General features: G+C 71.5%; 24 protein-coding genes. 13 read left to right on the top strand and 11 right to left on the bottom strand.

Features of this window, described 5'->3' with window-relative positions:
• Window positions 1–25: 25 nt before the first annotated feature.
• Window positions 26–406: a peptidoglycan-binding protein gene (locus ACFVHB_RS00120; protein ID WP_380313960.1), complete on the top strand. Its 381-nt coding sequence runs from the start codon at window positions 26–28 to the stop codon at window positions 404–406.
• A gap of 82 nt (window positions 407–488) precedes the next feature.
• Here ACFVHB_RS00120 and ACFVHB_RS00115 read toward each other — a convergent pair whose 3' ends face one another.
• Complete coding sequence (locus ACFVHB_RS00115; protein ID WP_380313959.1) at window positions 489–860, bottom strand: VOC family protein; 372 nt, start codon at window positions 858–860, stop codon at window positions 489–491.
• A 94-nt stretch (window positions 861–954) separates the two neighbouring features.
• Between ACFVHB_RS00115 and ACFVHB_RS00110 the strand changes: the two genes are divergently transcribed.
• Together ACFVHB_RS00110 and gcvH are read left to right on the top strand one after the other, a co-directional pair.
• Complete coding sequence (locus ACFVHB_RS00110; protein ID WP_380313958.1) at window positions 955–1536, top strand: hypothetical protein; 582 nt, start codon at window positions 955–957, stop codon at window positions 1534–1536.
• 89 nt (window positions 1537–1625) lie between these two features.
• Window positions 1626–2018 (top strand): glycine cleavage system protein GcvH, encoded by a 393-nt coding sequence (gene gcvH, locus ACFVHB_RS00105; RefSeq protein ID WP_380313957.1) that lies wholly within the window; start codon window positions 1626–1628, stop codon window positions 2016–2018.
• Here the strand turns inward: gcvH and ACFVHB_RS00100 are convergent.
• Window positions 2008–2880, bottom strand: coding sequence for a RimK family alpha-L-glutamate ligase (locus ACFVHB_RS00100; RefSeq protein ID WP_380313956.1), 873 nt, complete (start codon window positions 2878–2880; stop codon window positions 2008–2010). The two genes, gcvH and ACFVHB_RS00100, sit on opposite strands and share 11 nt — an antisense overlap.
• A 66-nt stretch (window positions 2881–2946) precedes the next feature.
• On the opposite strand from ACFVHB_RS00100, the gene ACFVHB_RS00095 reads away from it, so the two are divergent.
• On the top strand, window positions 2947–3450 hold the full coding sequence (locus tag ACFVHB_RS00095; RefSeq protein ID WP_380313955.1) for a GNAT family N-acetyltransferase: 504 nt from the start codon (window positions 2947–2949) through the stop codon (window positions 3448–3450).
• Window positions 3451–3455: 5 nt separating this feature from the next.
• Here ACFVHB_RS00095 and ACFVHB_RS00090 read toward each other — a convergent pair whose 3' ends face one another.
• A complete protein-coding gene (locus ACFVHB_RS00090) occupies window positions 3456–4082 on the bottom strand; it encodes a DJ-1/PfpI family protein (protein ID WP_380313954.1) in 627 nt (208 codons plus the stop codon).
• A gap of 97 nt (window positions 4083–4179) precedes the next feature.
• Complete coding sequence (locus tag ACFVHB_RS00085) at window positions 4180–5040, bottom strand: hypothetical protein (protein WP_380313953.1); 861 nt, start codon at window positions 5038–5040, stop codon at window positions 4180–4182.
• A 172-nt stretch (window positions 5041–5212) separates the two neighbouring features.
• Between ACFVHB_RS00085 and ACFVHB_RS00080 the strand changes: the two genes are divergently transcribed.
• Together ACFVHB_RS00080 and tsaA are read left to right on the top strand one after the other, a co-directional pair.
• A complete protein-coding gene (locus tag ACFVHB_RS00080) occupies window positions 5213–5653 on the top strand; it encodes a DUF5959 family protein (RefSeq protein ID WP_380313952.1) in 441 nt (146 codons plus the stop codon).
• Between the two features lie 55 nt (window positions 5654–5708).
• Window positions 5709–6113, top strand: a complete 405-nt coding sequence (tsaA, locus tag ACFVHB_RS00075; protein ID WP_380313951.1) for a tRNA (N6-threonylcarbamoyladenosine(37)-N6)-methyltransferase TrmO — start codon at window positions 5709–5711, stop codon at window positions 6111–6113.
• A 33-nt stretch (window positions 6114–6146) separates the two neighbouring features.
• Here tsaA and ACFVHB_RS00070 read toward each other — a convergent pair whose 3' ends face one another.
• Genes ACFVHB_RS00070 through ACFVHB_RS00060 form a run of 3 tightly spaced genes read right to left on the bottom strand, consistent with a single transcriptional unit; the run spans window position 6147 to window position 7612 of the window.
• Window positions 6147–6626: a diadenosine tetraphosphate hydrolase gene (locus tag ACFVHB_RS00070; RefSeq protein WP_380313950.1), complete on the bottom strand. Its 480-nt coding sequence runs from the start codon at window positions 6624–6626 to the stop codon at window positions 6147–6149.
• A 51-nt stretch (window positions 6627–6677) separates the two neighbouring features.
• Complete coding sequence (locus ACFVHB_RS00065; RefSeq protein ID WP_380313949.1) at window positions 6678–7121, bottom strand: MarR family transcriptional regulator; 444 nt, start codon at window positions 7119–7121, stop codon at window positions 6678–6680.
• The gene (locus ACFVHB_RS00060; RefSeq protein WP_380313948.1) at window positions 7118–7612 is read right to left on the bottom strand and encodes a MarR family winged helix-turn-helix transcriptional regulator; all 495 of its coding nucleotides are present in this window, start codon (window positions 7610–7612) and stop codon (window positions 7118–7120) included. Before ACFVHB_RS00060 ends, ACFVHB_RS00065 begins: the two co-directional genes overlap by 4 nt.
• Window positions 7613–7765: 153 nt before the next feature.
• Here ACFVHB_RS00060 and ACFVHB_RS00055 point away from each other — a divergent pair, with 153 nt between their 5' ends.
• The 3 genes from ACFVHB_RS00055 to ACFVHB_RS00045 all read left to right on the top strand — a co-directional run bounded on the left by ACFVHB_RS00055 (window position 7766) and on the right by ACFVHB_RS00045 (window position 9274).
• Window positions 7766–8560, top strand: a complete 795-nt coding sequence (locus ACFVHB_RS00055; RefSeq protein ID WP_380313947.1) for an alpha/beta fold hydrolase — start codon at window positions 7766–7768, stop codon at window positions 8558–8560.
• Between the two features lie 67 nt (window positions 8561–8627).
• On the top strand, window positions 8628–8876 hold the full coding sequence (locus ACFVHB_RS00050; protein ID WP_380313946.1) for a hypothetical protein: 249 nt from the start codon (window positions 8628–8630) through the stop codon (window positions 8874–8876).
• On the top strand, window positions 8873–9274 hold the full coding sequence (locus tag ACFVHB_RS00045) for a DNA-binding protein (protein WP_380313945.1): 402 nt from the start codon (window positions 8873–8875) through the stop codon (window positions 9272–9274). Before ACFVHB_RS00050 ends, ACFVHB_RS00045 begins: the two co-directional genes overlap by 4 nt.
• Window positions 9275–9329: 55 nt before the next feature.
• On the opposite strand, the gene ACFVHB_RS00040 is transcribed toward ACFVHB_RS00045, so the two are convergent.
• Window positions 9330–9527, bottom strand: coding sequence for a DUF397 domain-containing protein (locus tag ACFVHB_RS00040; RefSeq protein ID WP_380313944.1), 198 nt, complete (start codon window positions 9525–9527; stop codon window positions 9330–9332).
• On the bottom strand, window positions 9514–10347 hold the full coding sequence (locus ACFVHB_RS00035; RefSeq protein ID WP_380313943.1) for a Scr1 family TA system antitoxin-like transcriptional regulator: 834 nt from the start codon (window positions 10345–10347) through the stop codon (window positions 9514–9516). The genes ACFVHB_RS00040 and ACFVHB_RS00035 overlap by 14 nt, the downstream gene beginning before the upstream one ends.
• A gap of 169 nt (window positions 10348–10516) precedes the next feature.
• Here ACFVHB_RS00035 and ACFVHB_RS00030 point away from each other — a divergent pair, with 169 nt between their 5' ends.
• Both ACFVHB_RS00030 and ACFVHB_RS00025 read left to right on the top strand, forming a co-directional pair.
• Window positions 10517–11155, top strand: a complete 639-nt coding sequence (locus ACFVHB_RS00030; protein WP_380313942.1) for a DUF998 domain-containing protein — start codon at window positions 10517–10519, stop codon at window positions 11153–11155.
• 50 nt (window positions 11156–11205) lie between these two features.
• Window positions 11206–11418, top strand: coding sequence for a DUF4287 domain-containing protein (locus ACFVHB_RS00025; protein ID WP_380313941.1), 213 nt, complete (start codon window positions 11206–11208; stop codon window positions 11416–11418).
• A gap of 17 nt (window positions 11419–11435) precedes the next feature.
• Here ACFVHB_RS00025 and mqnP read toward each other — a convergent pair whose 3' ends face one another.
• Window positions 11436–12344: a menaquinone biosynthesis prenyltransferase MqnP gene (mqnP, locus tag ACFVHB_RS00020; RefSeq protein ID WP_380314248.1), complete on the bottom strand. Its 909-nt coding sequence runs from the start codon at window positions 12342–12344 to the stop codon at window positions 11436–11438.
• Window positions 12341–13798 carry a menaquinone biosynthesis decarboxylase gene (locus ACFVHB_RS00015; protein ID WP_380313940.1) on the bottom strand — a complete coding sequence of 486 codons (1458 nt, stop codon included), beginning with the start codon at window positions 13796–13798 and terminating at the stop codon, window positions 12341–12343. The genes mqnP and ACFVHB_RS00015 overlap by 4 nt, the downstream gene beginning before the upstream one ends.
• Window positions 13799–13912: 114 nt before the next feature.
• Here ACFVHB_RS00015 and ACFVHB_RS00010 point away from each other — a divergent pair, with 114 nt between their 5' ends.
• Both ACFVHB_RS00010 and ACFVHB_RS00005 read left to right on the top strand, forming a co-directional pair.
• The gene (locus tag ACFVHB_RS00010; RefSeq protein WP_380313939.1) at window positions 13913–14320 is read left to right on the top strand and encodes a PLD nuclease N-terminal domain-containing protein; all 408 of its coding nucleotides are present in this window, start codon (window positions 13913–13915) and stop codon (window positions 14318–14320) included.
• A 439-nt stretch (window positions 14321–14759) separates the two neighbouring features.
• Window positions 14760–15124, top strand: a 365-nt coding sequence (locus ACFVHB_RS00005) for a carboxyl transferase domain-containing protein (RefSeq protein WP_380313938.1), incomplete at its 3' end; no start/stop codon positions are given.

The following is a 15124-nucleotide window of genomic DNA, read 5'->3' as shown; positions in this document are numbered from 1 at the left end:
GCCCGACCGACCTTCAGGGGGAGCCTTGATACTGAAGCGAACCGGCGGCCTGGCCCTTGCCATGGGCCTCGCCTTCGGCACCGCCCTCGTCGCGGCGCCGAACGCGTCCGCGCTCAGCGGCATCCGCGGGTGTTCGTACTCCAACAGCGAGGCCACCGTCTCGTACGGGGCCCAGGGCCCCGTCGTCAGCCAGATCCAGTGCGAGCTCAACCGCGCCATGGCCCCGTGGGAGTTCCCGAGCCTCACCGTCGACGGCCACTGGGGCCCGGCAACCGATCAGCGGGTGCGCAAGTTCCAGAGTTGCGCGGGGCTAAGCACCGTCGACGGCATCGTCGGCCCGGAGACCTGGAAGTGGCTCAACTACTGGGCCGTCAACGATCAGTACGAGCCGAGCCACGACTGCTGACCGGCCGGCAGGAGATCGGCGGCCCCGGGCCGCCGCCCGGTCGCCCGCGCACGGGGGTCGTGGGCGGCCGGTCATCGGCCGGTCAGCGGGCCGGGAGCAGGCAGAACGGGTGCCCGGCCGGGTCGGCGTAGATCCGCCAGCCGCCGGCGTCGGACAGCCGGGTGGCGCCGAGCGCGAGCACCTCGCGCTCGGCGGCGTCGAGGTCCGCCACGTCGACGTCCAGGTGCAGCTGCTGCGGGTGCGCCGCGTCCGGCCACCGCGGCGGGCGGTGGTCCTCGACGCGCTGGAAGCAGAGGACCAGCCCGCTCGCCGTGTGCAGCGTCGACCACCCCTCGCCCAGCCCCCACCGCCGGTCCGGGCGGTCCACCTCCCCGCCCAGCAGTGCCGCGTAGAACCGCGCGAGCACGGCCGGCTCCGGACAGTCGAGGACGATGCACTGCAGCGCGCCGATCACGTTCGTCGTCCCTCCCGAGGGTCTGGTCTGCCGTCATTCTCGGCCATCGGCTGCTGGACAGCGGGCGCGGGGGCTGCTGACGCCCGGGGAGCTGATGGAGCTCGCCGACCAGGGGGTCGTGGTGCTGGATCCGTGTTCGGTGATCGTCTCGCGGCGGGTCCGGCTGCATCCCGGGAACGTGCTCTACCCCGGTGTGATCATCGAGTGCGACGAGCACAGCGGTTGCCTGGTCCGGCAGGGGAACGTGCTGCACGGCGGCACCCGGATCGCCGCGACCGGCGGCGGGACCATCGCCATCGGTGAACGCTCGGTGATCGGCGAGGGCGGCGCGCAGATCAAGGCGGCCGGCACCGACACCGTCGAGGTCGGCGACGAGACCCGGCTCGCCGACGGCGCCGAGGTGACGGGCTCCAGCCGGCTCGGCTCCGGCGCCCAGGTGCTCGGGCCGGTCTCCGCCCGCTCGGTCACCCTGGCCGCCGGCCGCCCGCACACCTACCCGGACCCGGACGCCCGCGGCGGCGTCCTCAAGGGCTTCGGCCGGGCCCAGGGCATCCGCGTCGGCGTGGGCGAAGTCGTCAACGGCTGCGGCGACTTCCGCGACACCCCGGTCGAGCGGCAGCGGACGTACCACCCGGACGCCCCACGGCTCGACGCGGCGGCTCACCCGGCCGGGTGAACGTCCTGTCCGGGAGCGGGAATCTGCGGCAGGCTCATCCCCGCGACTGACGCACCGTCAGCCAGCAGGATGATTCGACGGAGGCTCCCATGACGTCCACCCCGGACGACCGCAAGTACACCAAGGACCACGAGTGGGCCCTGCCCGTGGGGCAGGACCGGGTGCGCATCGGCATCACGGACTTCGCCCAGAAGCAGCTCGGGGACATCGTCTTCGTCGAACTGCCGGAGGTGGGTCGCAAGCTCGACACGGGCGAGCCGTTCGGCACCGTGGAGTCGGTGAAGTCGGTGAGCGAGCTCTTCATGCCGCTCGCCGGGTCGGTCGCCGCGGTGAACGACGAGCTGACCAGCGGCGGCGTCCCCGAGGACATCAATCACGACCCGTACGGCGACGGCTGGCTGATCGAGATCACGATCACGACCCCCTCCGAGCTGAACGGCCTGCTCACGGCGGCCCAGTACGACGCTTACCTCAACAGCTAGCGGCCACGGCGGCCACGAGGCGCTGCAGGCCTTCCGGGCTGTGCCCGAGGAACAGGTTCGGCTCGATGAGCTCCAGTTCCATCACCGCGGGCTCCCTGGCCTGGTCCAGCGCCAGGTCCACCCTGGCGAACAGCAGCTCCGGGGAGGACGGGGCTGCCGCCAGGGCCGCCCGGGCGGTCCGGAGCTCCGCCTCCGTCGGCCGGTAGGAGGCGACGTCGGGGTGCGGCATCCGGCAGTTGTCGATCACTCCGGGCTCGGTCAGCACCGGCCCCTTGCGGATCGCGTGGCTGAAGGCGCCGCCGATGAAGACCAGCGCCCGCTCGCCCTCCTCCACCAGGGGCAGGTACGGCTGGACCATGACCGTGCGGCCCTGGTCCAGCAGCATCCGGGCGTGGCGGGCGGCGTCCGCGGCCCGGCCGGGCTCGTAGCGCGCGGTGTCCCGGGCCCCGGCGGAGACCGCGGGCTTGACCACCACGCCGTCCGCGTCATCGAAGTCGCTCTCTCCGTAGGGCGTTCCCGGGTCGACGATCCGGGTCGGCACGACGGGGACGCCGCGCCCGGCCAGTTCCAGCAGGTAGCGCTTGTCGGCGTTCCAGCGCACCACCGGCGCCGGGTTCCGGAGCCGGGTGGCGCGGGCCGTCGCATCGGCCCAGGCCAGGAACTCGCCGAGCCGCTCCGCGTAGTCCCAGGTCGACCGGATCACCGCCAGGTCGAACCGTTCCCACCCCGGCACGTCGGCGTCCCAGGCCACCGGATCCGCCGCCAGGCCGTCGGCCCGCAGCGCGTCGACGAGCAGCGGGAGGTCGGAGTCGAGCTCCGCGCCGGCGAGACTGGTCACCACCGCGATCCTGGCTGCCCCCATGGAACTCTCCTGTCACAAAAGGCCGGTGGGCCCTCAGTGTAGGGACGATCGGGCCCGGGGCCACCTATGCTGGCCGACGTGATCGCGATCAGGCTGGAGCGGCTGCGGGCCGACCATGCGGACGCCGTGCTGGCGTTCGAGCGGGCGAACCGGGAGTACTTCGCCCGGTCGGTGCCGGACCGCGGGGACGCGTACTTCCACCGGTTCGCCGAGCGGCACGCCGCGCTGCTCGCCGAACAGGACGCCGGCATCTGCCACTTCCACCTCGTCGTGGACGAGGGCGGGGCGCTGCTCGGCCGGGTGAACCTGGTGGACGTCGAGCACGGCGAGGCCGAACTCGGCTACCGCATCGGCGAGCGGGCCGCCGGCCGGGGCGTGGCGACGGCCGCGGTGCTGGAGGTCTGCCGGCTGGCGGCGGCCGAGTACGGGCTGTCCGCGCTCACGGCGCGGACCACGCTGGACAACGCGGCCTCCATGGCCGTGCTGCGCCGCACCGGCTTCGCCGCCGTCGGGGAGATCGCCATCGGCGACCGCCCGGGTGTCCGGTTCCGGCGCGGCCTGACCGGCTGAGCCTCTCAGCCGAGGGTGCGGGTGCGCTCCACCACGGCGGCCGGCGCCTTGGCCAGCGAGCCGGAGTCGAACGGCGGCTGCGGGTCGTACTCGGTGCAGAGCTGGATCGCCTGGGCGGTGACGTCGTCGGTGAGCAGGGCGGCGAGCCGGACGGCCATGTCGATGCCGGACGACACCCCGGCCGAGGTGATGATCCGCTCGTCCTCGTGCCGGACGACGCGCTCGGCGGTGTAGGTGGCGCCGTGGCTCTCCAGGGCGTCGGCGGCGCCCCAGTGGGTGGTGGCGGTGAGCCCCTTGAGCAGGCCGGCGGCAGCGAGCACGAGGGAGCCGGTGCAGACCGAGACGGTGAACCGGGTGGTGGCGTGCACGGCCCGCACCCAGTCGAGGAAGTCCGGGTCGGCCACCAGGGCGTCGGTGCCGTGCCCGCCGGGCACGAGCAGCACGTCGCAGGCGTCCACCTCCGAGTACCTGGTCGGCACCTCCACCGTGAGCGCGCCCAGCGCATCGGTGACCCGGCCCGGTTCGGGAGCGACGAAGCGCACCCGCGCGCCCGGCACGTACCCGAGGATCTCGTACGGGCCGACGGCGTCCAGGGGCTCGAAGCGGTCGAAGAGCGGGATCACGATGTCCATGCCCCGGAGCCTAGAGGCGAGTTGAGCGACTCGCCCGGGCCGACGGGGAAGTTCACGGGATCGGGTGGCGTCCCCCGCCACCGGGAATACGGGCGTCTCAGCCCAGGGCCGGGGCGGCTCCCTCGGCGAAGCGGCGGCCGCGCAGGGCGAGGCGGGCGCGGGCGGCTCCGGCGGCGGTCGCCTCGTGGCCGCCGCCGACCGTGAGCGGTCGCGGTGCCAGGCCCGCGCAGGCGCGGCAGATGCCCGGGTGGGACACCGGATCGTGGCACCTGCCGCATTCGGCGTACCGGGCGGGCGGCGTACCGGGGGTCCCTCGTTCGGGCGGCATCTTCCGCTCCAGGCGGCTGCGGAGCACGCCCACCGGGGATTGCACGGTCGCCGGCAGGTCGGACACCAGGGCCCGGGCCAACTCCGCCTCGGTGGTGCCGCGTCGCAGCCACTCGGCGACGAGCGGCGCGAGGGCGAGCGCCTCGCGCTCGCCCAGCCACAGGCGCGGCTCCGGCCGGATCGCCCGGTACAGCGCGGCGACCGAGGCGCGGGTCTGCTCGTCGGGCAACTCGGCCGGGAGGGTGGGTGCTTGTTCCCGTTCCTTTACGGGAGGGCCGACACGGCCACCGGCCTTCGCCCCACCGGCGACCGGACGGGCGGTACACGGCGCCGCCGCGAGCTGCGGGGTGTCGTAGACGTGCGCCTGCGAACGCACGGTCCCGTCCGGCATCCGCACCCGGTCCACGCGGTAATACCCGGCCGCCGTCAGCTCCTTGAGCGCCCGTCGGACGGTGCCGCGCCCCTGCGGGCTGGCGTCGGCCATCTGCCGTCCGTCCTCGCGCCAGCCGTCGGGCCGGGAGAGCAGGTCGACGAGAAGGCCTCGGGCGGTGTAGCTGAGCCGGCGGTCCTGCAACAGACCGTTCGGCAGCACGGTGAAAGAGCGCGCATGCGCGCTACGATGAATCTGCATCTGGAGTTGCTGCTCCTGGTGCCAGACCCCGGGGTGTTGCTGCACCGCTGGGGTCTTCCTCTTTTCGGCTGACGTCGCGGACGGTAACACGCCGCTGACGCAGCGCGGTAGTCGGTCTGCGAAACAGTCAACTCCTCGCCGGAATGGGCAGATTGTGACCACGAACGGTCCAGTGGACCTCGTCCGCCTCGCCGACGACGAGAACAGCGTCGTCGTCCGCGTGACCGGGCCGACGACCACCAACGGCCCCTTCTGGGACGGCTGTTTCGAGGCGGACATCACCGTGGCCAGCGAGTTCGCGAACGGCCGCCTCCGCGAGGTCTACCTGCTCCCCGAGGACCTGGACGACTGGGCGCAGGCCCTCGACCGGCTCGCCGCCGGCGAGCCGGTCGACTGGATGGACGACGGCCGCAACCCGGAGATCCGGATCACCCCGCGGGGCACCTACGGCACCCCGCACGGCCCCCTCAACGCGATCGAAGTGACGGTCCGGGACGCGGCGGCGTCGCTCACCTCGACCACCGTGCTGGTACGCCTGCCCGACGACTGGATCGACGCCCAGCGCCGGCAACTCGCCCACGTCCGCTCGACCTGGCCGTTCGAGCCGCACTGACGGACGAGGCCGGGACAAGACGCCGCCACACCCACCGGGGAAGGATCGAGAGCTCTTGACCGAATACACACTGCGCCCGGTCGGACGCGTCGAGTCGACGCTGACCGAGCGGGCGGCGGCACCCCGGCAGCCCGACGAGGGCGCTCCCGACGCCTGGCTCGCCTTCGACGACCGGTACGCCCCGGCCCTGGACGGCCTGACCCCGGGCACCGACGTCCTGCTGCTCACCTGGCTCGACCGCGCCGACCGCCACACGCTCACCGTTCGCCCGCGCGGCGACACCGGTCGTCCGCTCACCGGCGTCTTCGCCACCCGCGCACCCGACCGCCCCAACCCGATCGGGCTGCACACCGTCCACATCCTCGCCGTCGCCGGCACGCGCGTCCACGTCCGCAATCTCGAAGCGCTCGCCGGGACCCCGGTCCTGGACATCAAGCCCCTCCTCACCCCGGACCGCTGACAGCCCGGGGCGGGCGGGACCGGCGGGTCGGAGTCAGCGCAGGGCGTCGAGTTCGGCGGTGATGGCGGCGCGGATCGCGTCGTGCCGCGGGCCGAGGGCGTACCGCTCGTCGCGCCAGTGGTCGGGCGGGTAGAGCCAGACGGGCTTGCGCACCAGGTGCTCCGGCTCCCAGTCGAAGCGGGGCCAGACGTGGGCGTGCAGGAAGGCGTCCTGGTTGCCGAGGATCTCCAGGTTCACCCGCCGGAACGCCGGATCGGCGGCCCGGCAGGCGCGTTCGACCGCCTCGCCGAGCCGGTCCATGTCCGCGAGGTACGCGAGCCGGCGCGGCCGGGGGAGGTCGGACAGCCGCTCGACGCCCGGCTCGTCGGTGAGCAGGATCGAGTACCCGGGCAGGAACTGCACGTCCCCGATCACGGCGAACCCGGCGTCGAGCCGGCGCATGACGGTGGGGTTCTCATCCCGGAGCGCGCTGCCGATCCGGTCGGAGCGGAAGTCGGTGGCCTTGTCTATCATGCGCCGATGCTAGGACCTGCGCCGGGGCCCGCGCCGGGCCGGGCCGGGTGCTCAGGCGGTCAGCGCCGCGAACTCCGCGTTCGCCCGCTCGGCGACCAGGGCGAGGACGCGGCCGGCGGCGGCCAGGTCCTCCGCGGGAATCCCGCCCCAGACGCGGGCGGTGACGGGAGCGGTGTCCGCGGCGACGGCGGCCAGCAGCTCGCTCCCCGCGTCCGTGGGGAGCAGGTGCGCGCCGTCGGCGACGAGCAGCCCCTGGGCCAGCAGCTCGTCGAGCGTGGCGCGGATGTCGGCCCGATCGGCCTTGAGGGAGCCCCGGACCTGGTCGACGAGCTCGTCCGGCGTCCGCGGCGCGTCGGCGGTGATGGCGGCGCGCAGGGCGATCTGCTGCTGGAACGTGACGCCGTGCCGGGCCAGGACGAGCTCCAGGACGCCGCGGGCGGCGTAGTGGGCCAGGCCGAGGAGGCGGGCGTCGGCAACGGGTGCGGTGGTGGTCATGGTGTTGTCTCCTGCGTGCTCTCGTCGTTCGGTACGGATGGAGCGAGACGTGCGTCGAGCAGGGTCCTCAGCTCGTCGGTGAACGCCCGCGTCCGCGGGGCGTCGAGGCCACCGAGCGGCTCCAGCAACTGCTGGTGCAGGTCCTGGACCACCGCGATGGCCTGCCGCGTGACGGTCTCGCCCTGCTCGGTGAGGGCGAGCTGCACGGCACGCGGGTCGCGGGGATCGCGGGTGCGCTCGATCAGGCCGGCCGACTCCAGGGCCCGCGCCAGCTTGGAGACGTACAGCGCCTCCAGGCCGGTGTGGTCGGCGAGGCGGCGCTGACTCGGCCGCTCGCCGGCGCGCTGCATGCCGTGCAGCGACGCGACCAGTGAGTACTGCGCGTGGGTGAGGCCCAGCGGAGCCACCGCCCGATCGACCGCGACGCGCCACTTGTTGGCGAGCCGCCACACCAGGAAGCCGGGCGTGGGACCCGGTGAACCCTTGCTCATGCGAATAGAGTACATGGACATTATGTCCATGGCTACTATTCCGACTACGAGTAGCCTGAGACGAGTGTCTTAAACGGTCGTCTTGCACATTCGTCCAATCACTCCTAGAGTTGTCCCCGTCAACCACACCAGGGGGTTTCCGCAATGAACGACATGACCGCGACCGACACCGGCGCCACCCGCTCCGAGCTGTTCATCGACGGGCGCCGGCTCTCCTACCTCGACTTCGGCGGCACCGGCCGGCCGCTGGTCGCACTGCACGGGCACCTCTCCGAGGGCGCCACCTTCGCCCACCTCGCCCGGGCACTCGGCCCCGAGTGGCGCGTGATCGCCCCGGACCAGCGCGGCCAGGGCGAGTCCGACCGGGCCGCCGACTACGCGCGGGAGGGCTACCTCTCCGACCTCGAAGCCCTCCTGGACCACCTGCAGTTGGACCAGGTCGTGCTGCTCGGCCACTCCCTCGGCGCCATCAACGCCTACCAGTTCGCCGCCCGCCACCCCCAGCGGGTCAGCGCCCTGGTCAACGCCGAGGGCGCCGCCGCGCTCGGCCTGGACGGATCGAACCCGTTCGGCTTCCTGCTGAACCTGCCGTACGACGCCCCCACCCGCGAGGCACTGATCGCCGGCCTGGGCCCGGCCGCGCCCTACTTCTCCGACCGGCTGCGGGAGAACCCGGACGGCAGCTGGCGGCTGCCCTTCCACCCGCAGGAGATGTACCGGTCCGAGGACCAGGTGCACGGCGACCACTGGGCCGACTGGACGGCCACCGGCTGCCCGGCCCTCCTGGTCCACGGCACCAAGGGCGTCATCCCGCCGGAGCAGGTCCGTGACATGGTCGAGCGCCGCCCCGGCACCACCGCCGCCGAACTGGACGCCGACCACCTCGTCCACACCGCCGCCCCCGACGCATTCGCCACCGCCGTCCGCGAGTTCCTCGCGGCAGTCTGAGCGGGGCCGGGCGACGAAGCCCGGCGACCGCGCCGACGCGTGGCGCATATTGCAGTATGCTCGCCCCATGGGAGCCACTACCCGCATCACGGTCACCCTGCCGACGGAGCAGGTCGCGGAGCTCAAGAAGCTCACGGACAATGTCTCCGGCTACGTCGCCGAAGCGGTGGCCCGGCAGATCAGGAACCAGCTGCTCGGTGAGGATCTCCGCCGCTACCAGGAGGAGCACGGAGCTTTCACCGAGGAAGAGCTCGCCCAGGCCCGCGCAGAGATCTTCGGATCGGAAGGCCCGGGACGCCCGGCGAACGCCGCGTGACCGAGCGATTCGAGACCCTGGTCCTGGACTCCCAGGGGCTGTCCACCTGGATCGCGCAGGATCGGCACACACTGGCCAAGCTCCAGGTGTTCCAGGCCATGGCCGCCGACTTCGTCGTCTGCGCCAACACCATCGTCGAAGTCATGCACGCCCGCGTGAACCTGGCCCGCCTGAACTGGGCGCTGTCCCGAGTCAAGGTCGAGGCGGTCACCGAAGACACCGCCAAGGCTGCAGCAGACCTCCTGAAGCGCGTCGGCCTGCACGGGCACGAGTACGCAATCGACGCGACCGTCGCCGTGACGGCACTGAGGCAGCCGGGGCCAGTGGCCATGCTCACCTCGGACATCGATGACATGGCCAGACTCTGCGAGGGCCGGGTGCGCCTCATCGCCACCTGAAAGCCGAAGGCCGCCTCCCGGCTGACCGGGAGGCGGCCTCACGTCGAATGGTGCGTCAGGCGGTACCGAACTCGCCGTTGACGGTGGCGGTCACGAAGGCCTGCCAGGCATCCGGAGTGAAACGGAGACGCGGGCCCTCGGGGTCCTTCGAGTCACGGACCGAACCCGGGCGGGCGTCGTCCACCTCGATGCAGTTGTCGTTTGCGTTGCCGCTGCTGTAACTGCTCTTGCGCCACTGCTCAGTTCGATGCATCCGCGTAGTCCTCAGCTGCCGATTCGATCATGGCTCGGGACGCCTCCGGCGGCAATGCGGCGGCCCTGGCCAGATCGTAGGCCAGCGAGCACTGGTCGACGAGCGCCGGGTCGTCGATCAAGTTCCCCGTGTACAGCCCATCAACATAGGCCGTGGGCGGCGCGTCCTCGAAGGTCATCAGGCAGAGCGAACCAACCAACAGCGCATGCGCGCCGGCGGAGTAGGGCACGACTTGAATGAGCACCTTCCGGTCTTGGATCAGCTCGACCAGATGGCTCATCTGTCGCACCATCACGGAGGCCCCACCGACAGGCCTCCGCAACACCGCCTCATCAAGGATCACCCAGTACAGCGGGGCGTTCGGCCGGTTCAGGAGCTCGTACCGAGCGATCCGGGCCGCGACCATCTCCTCGTTGTCGGCAGCCTTCCGAAGCGGCTGCGCCGCCTCGAAGAGCGCACGCGCATAGTCAGGCGCCTGCAGCAGCCCCGGCACCAGAAGCGGTGAGAACTCGCTGATGGTCAGCGCCATCGACTGCAGCTCGACAGCATGAGCGAAGTAGTCGGCGTACCGCGACGACTTCCGCACCATCTCGTACACCCGCAGGAAGTGCCCGTCCGTCTTGAGTACTTGGTCCAGCCGCTTCGACAGGTCCTCCTGCGGCTTCCGCACCGCCACTTCCATCTGCCCGATGTAGCCGCCCGAACAGAAGACCAGCTGCCCCAGGGCCTCCTGACTCAGTCCTGCCAACTCTCGGAGGCGCCGCAGCTCCGCGCCGTAGTACGCGCGGGGCGAGTGCGAGGGGTCGTGCTCGACAGCCATGCCATGCTCCTTCAAGGAACCGGTGTTTGGGCTTCAGGCCGCCCACGGTAGCCAGCCTCCGCGAACCTCGGAACCCAAACGGCGATAGTGGGCTTGTCCCACTATCGCCGTGACCCGGATCACATCCGCACCGCCGATGAGTTCCGTTCACGCGCCCGGTCTTACTGGCATGACCAACACGCTCCCCCCGCTGACCGCCTCCACCCCCGCGACCCGCACGCTCCTCGCCGCAGGCGCCGTCGCCGGACCGCTGTTCCTCGCCGTCGGCATCGCCCAGGGCCTCACCCGCGAGGGCTTCGACTTCTCCCGCAATGCGATCAGCCAACTCGCGCTCGGCGACGCGGGCTGGATCCAGACCGCGAACTTCCTGCTCGCCGGCGTCCTCACGATCGCCGGTGCGGCCGGCCTCCGCCAGGCCCTGCGCAACACCCACGGCGGCACCTGGGCGCCGCGCCTGATCGCGGTGTTCGGCGCGACCTTCCTGCTCAGCGCCGCGTTCGAGGCCGACCCCGGGGCCGGCTTCCCGGTCGGCGCGCCCGAGGGGCGGGTGACCGAGCTGAGTGCCCACGGCACCGTCCACATGATCGGCGGCTCGGTCGGCTACCTCGCGCTCTGCGCCGCGTTCCTCGTTCTGGCCCGCCACTTCGCCGCCACCGGCCGGCGCGGCTGGGCGCTCGCCTCCCGCCTGATGCCCGTCGGCGTGCTGGCCGGCTTCGTCGGCTCCGGCGCCACCGTCCTGGCCTTCACCGCGGGCGCCGCGCTCGGGCTCGGCTGGCTGAGCACTCTCGCCGTCCGGCTCTCCGCGTGAGAATCACCCCCGGCACGATCGAACTGACGAAACGACAGGAGAGCACCACCATGAGCACCGACGCCGTCAAGGGCCCCGCCAGCTACTTCCCCTCCATCGAGCAGAAGTACGGCCACCCGATCGCGCACTGGAAGGAGCTGATCCGCTCCTCCCCGCTGGCCAAGCACATGGAGCTCGTGGCCTGGCTCAAGGCCGAGCACGGCCTCGGCCACGGGCACGCGAACGCCCTCGTCAAGCACACGCTCGACGAGGGCGCCAAGTAGCCGCGCAGGAGCTGGCGTCAGATCCCGAGGCCGCGCACGACCAGGTCCACCAGCGCGAAGAAGAACAGCGAGATCCCGACGAACCCGTTCGTCTGGAAGAACGCCCGGTTCAGCTTCGACAGGTCGCCCGGCTTCACGATGGTGTGCTCGTACACGAAGGCGCCGGCCACCACCGCGAGGCCGAGCCAGAACGCCGCCCCGGCGTCGGTCAGCACCGCGTACCAGCCGAGCAGCAGCGTGGTCAGCACGTGGCAGACGCGTGCACCCCACACCGCCGCCGGGACGCCGAACCGGGCCGGCACCGAGCGCACCCCGCCCTCGCGGTCGGACTCGACGTCCTGGCAGGCGTAGATCAGGTCGAAGCCGCCGATCCAGATGCCGACCGCCGCGCCGAGCACCACGGCCTCCCAGGACCAGGAGCCGGTGACCGCCAGCCAGGCACCGACCGGGCCCATCGCCTGGGCGAGGCCGAGGATCGCCTGCGGGAAGTCGGTGAACCGCTTGCCGTAGGGGTAGACGACCATCGGCACGACGGCCACCGGGGCCAGCGCCAGGCACAGCGGGTTCAGCAGGGCGGCGGCGCCGAGGAAGACCACCAGCGCGATCGCCGAGCCGACGTACGCGGTCTTCACCGACACCGCGCCGGTGACGAGTTCGCGTCCCGCGGTGCGCGGGTTCCGGGCGTCGATCTCGCGGTCGATGATCCGGTTGGCGGCCATCGCGAAGGTCCGCAGGCCGACCATGCAGACGGTGACGATGAACAGCTCGCCCCAGTGCACCCGCTCGTCGGCGAGGAACATCGCCGTGAGTGCGGCGATGTAGGCGAAGGGCAGGGCGAAGATCGAGTGCTCGATCATCACCAGCCGCAGGAACGCCTTGACCTTGCCCGGCGGGACCTCCGGTAGCGCGGCGGCGGTACTCATCAGAGCCCGTACTCCTTCCAGCGGCGGTCCACCAGGGCGGCCGTGGCCGGGTCGGAGGAGACCATCTCGGGCCAGCCGCCGTCCCGGGTGTAGCCCTCCTCGGGCAGCTTGCGGGTCGCGTCGATGCCCGCCTTGCCGCCCCAGAACTGCTGGTAGGAGGCGTGGTCGAGGTGGTCGACCGGGCCCTCGACGACGGTGAGGTCGCGGCTGTAGTCGACGTTGCCGAAGGCGCGCCAGGCCACTTCCTGGTAGTCGTGGACGTCGCAGTCGGAGTCCACCACGATGATCAGCTTGGTCAGCGACATCATGTGGGCGCCCCAGATGGCGTGCATCGTCTTCTGGGCGTGCTTGGGGTACTTCTTGTCGATCGAGACGATCACGCAGTTGTGGAAGCCGCCGGCCTCGGGCAGGTCGTAGTCGACGATGTCCGGGATGATGACCTTCAGCAGCGGCAGGAAGAACCGCTCGGTGAACTTGCCCAGCGGGCCGTCCTCCGTCGGCGGGCGGCCGACCACGATGGACTGCAGGATCGGACGGCGGCGCATCGTCACGCAGTCGATCGTCAGCGCCGGGAACGGCTCCTGCGGCGTGTAGAAGCCGGTGTGGTCGCCGAACGGGCCCTCGGGCAGCATCTCGCCGGGCTCCAGCCAGCCTTCGAGCACCACCTCGGCGTCGGCCGGGACCTGCAGCGGCACCGTCTTGCAGTCGACCATCTTCACCCGCTCGCCCGCCACGAAGCCGGCGAACAGGTACTCGTCGATGTCACCGGGCAGCGGCGCGGTGGCGGCGTAGGTGACGGCCGGCGGGCAGCCGAAGGCGATCGCGACCGGCAGGCGCTCACCGCGCCTGGCCGCCACGGCGGCGTGGTTGCGGCTGTCCTTGTGGATCTGCCAGTGCATGCCGATGGTGCGCCGGTCGTGCCGCTGGAGCCGGTAGAGGCCCAGGTTGCGGATGCCGGTGTCCGGGTCCTTGGTGTGGGTGAGACCCAGGTTGAAGAAGGAGCCGCCGTCCAGCGGCCAGGTGAAGAGGGCGGGCAGCTCGTCCAGGTTGACGTCGTCGCCGGTGAGCACGACCTCGTGCACGGGCGCGTCGCCGGACTTCACGTGCTTCGGCGGCACGTGCGCCATCGAGGCGAGCTTGCCGAAGGCGTCCCGGAAGCCGGTGAAGCCCTGCGGCAGCTCCGGCTTCAGCAGGCCGGCGATCTTCTCGGCGATGTCGTCCGGGCCCTTGAGGCCGAGGGCCTTGGCGAGCCGGCGCTCGGTGCCGAAGACGTTCATCGCCAGGGGCATCGACGAGCCCTTGACGTTCTCGAACAACAGGGCCGGGCCCTTGGCCTTCTGCACCCGGTCGACGATCTCGCCGATCTCCAGGTGAGGGTCCACCTCGGCCTTGATGCGCTTGAGGTCGCCCTCGCGGTCGAGGGCCCGCAGAAACGAGCGAAGATCGTCGTATGCCATGCGAGACAGTATCCGCCACCCGATAGCCTGGCCCGTGTCAAGGGCCCCCTTGAAGCCCCCACGCTTCAGGCACCCGGCCCGCCGCCATCGCCGTCGCCGGGGGAGATCGCCGCCGTGCCGAGGATTCTTCTGACCATCGTGCTCCCGCTCATCCTGTGGGTGTGGGCGTTCATCGACTGCCTGACCACGCCCGAGGACGAGGTGAAGCACCTGCCCAAGGTGGTGTGGGTGATCATCGTGCTGCTCTTCCCGCTGGTCGGTTCGATCGCGTGGCTGGTCGCGGGCAAGCAGCGCGGCGCCCTGCGGACCCGCCCGGCGGGGCGCACCACCGGCTACCCGGAGTACGAGCGTCCGCGCGGCGGCCGCCCGCTCGCGCCGGACGACGACCCGGAGTTCCTGGCCTCGTTGAAGAAGGACGACAAGCAGCACGAGGACATGCTCAAGCGGTGGGAGGCCGACCTGCGCCGCCGCGAGGAGGAACTGCGCGGCAGGGACGAGCCGGAGGACGGTCGCAAGAGCTGACCCGCATCCCTCGGACAGCCCACCCGGAGCCCCTCCGGGTGGGCTTCGGCGTTTTTGGCGTATCCCTACGACTGATCAGCTCTCGGAGCGGTTCCGCGCCACCTGCACACCGCGCTGAAGACCGGCTTGAAGGCGGCTAGAGCCGCTCGGCCGCCCGCTTTAGGGGCAGGCTCTGACCTGCAAGTTTCCACCGAAGCAGATCATCCGGAGACATTCGGGCGGAACATTCCGTGTAATCGAACGGCCACGTTCCGCGCATGGCCATCCGGGCCGGTTTCTGTACACCTTCGACATCTAATCGGACGCGACCTTGTACGGATTCGACGCCGAATCCAGCGCGCGGCCCCTCGTACAGTCATAAGTGAAGAAGTGATTCGCAGCCGGGGGCAATGCAGACGTTGGCTGTCGGACAGTTCCCTCACCCTTGGAGTGGTTCGAGATGACGGTTGTGCACGAGGCGCCGGTCGGCGACGAGATCCCGGAGATCCCGGCCGACGCCCGCGGGCGGGTCGCCGAGTTGCACGAGCTGCGCGAACAGGTCCGCCGCGGCCCGAGCGAGAAGGCCACCGAGGCGCAGCACGCCAAGGGCAAGCTGACCGCCCGCGAGCGCATCGAGCTGCTCCTCGACGAGGGCTCGTTCCACGAGGTCGAGCCGCTGCGCCGGCACCGCGCCACCGGCTTCGGCCTGGAGGCCAGGAAGCCGCACACCGACGGCGTCATCGTCGGCTGGGGCACCGTCCACGGCCGCACGGTCTTCACCTACGCCCACGACTTCCGGATCTTCGGCGGCGCACTCGGCGAGGC

Source organism: Kitasatospora sp. NPDC127111 (assembly GCF_042677465.1).
Lineage (GTDB): Bacteria > Actinomycetota > Actinomycetes > Streptomycetales > Streptomycetaceae > Kitasatospora.
This window is presented reverse-complemented; position numbering and strand designations above follow the sequence as displayed.